The sequence below is a fragment of the Streptomyces celluloflavus genome, from assembly GCA_000720995.1.
In the GTDB taxonomy this organism is placed as follows: Bacteria; Actinomycetota; Actinomycetes; order Streptomycetales; family Streptomycetaceae; genus Streptomyces; species Streptomyces celluloflavus.
The window spans coordinates 1-922 of record JOEL01000131.1 but is presented as its reverse complement, the minus strand read 5'-3'; the positions used below and the strand labels follow the sequence as shown (position 1 = coordinate 922).

The 922-nt window shown below is 71.8% G+C and carries 1 protein-coding gene; it reads right to left on the bottom strand.

Going from position 1 to position 922, the window contains the following annotated elements:
- Positions 1-922 (bottom strand): IS110 family transposase (locus IH09_RS36190; protein WP_052861988.1); only part of this gene is annotated, 922 nt, incomplete at both ends.

Sequence of the window (922 nt, the reverse complement as noted above, 5' to 3'; positions counted from 1 at the left end):
AGCAGGGCCCACAGCACACTCGCGCGTCGGCGGGCCAGGGCGATGACGGCCTGGACGTGTTTGCAGCCCTCTGCTCGCTTCTTGAGGTAGAAGTCCCGGTTCGGGCCTTCGCGGATGATGCTGGTCTGCGCGGACATGTAGAACACTCGTCGCAGGCGGCGGCTGTAGCGTTTGGGCCGGTGCAAGTTGCCGGTGCGCCGGCCGGAGTCACGCGGGACCGGCACCAGCCCGGCCGCCGACGCGAGGTGACCGGCGTCGGTGTAGGCGGACAGGTCGCCGGCGGACACGACGAACTCGGCACCGAGTATCGGGCCCATCCCGGGCAGGGACTCGATGATCTCTGCCTGCGGGTGAGCGCGGAACGTCTCCCGGATCTGCTTGTCGATCCGCTTGAGCCGGTCGTCCAGGGCCAGGACCTGCGCGGCCAGGTCGGCGACGATCTGGGCGGCGATGTCCTCGCCGGGCAGCGCGGTGTGCTGGGCCTGCGCGGCCTCCAGCGCGGTCGCGGCGACCGTGTCGGCGCCGCGGACGCCGCGGTTGGCCAGCCAGGCCGTGAGTCGGACCCGGCCGCGGCGGCGAAGGGCGGCCGGGGTCTGGTAGCCGGTCAGCAGCACCAGCGCGCCCTTGTGGCCGCTGTAGGCGTCACGGGCGTCGGTCTTCGCCTCGCCCCGGTAGGCGCCCGACATCCGGTTGACCGTGCGGCCGGGCACGTAGACGGCCCGCTGGCCGTGGGCTGCGAGCAGGGCCAGCAGCAGCGCGGAAGCCGTGCCGGAAATGTCCACCGCCCAGGACACCTCGTCGGCCAGGTCCAGGATCTCGCCCATGGCGGTCAGGATCGCCGTCTCGTCGTTCTCGATCTTCTTCGACCACAAGGTCGCGCCGGTCTCATCGACCACCGCGGCCCAGTGGTGGCCTTTACCGG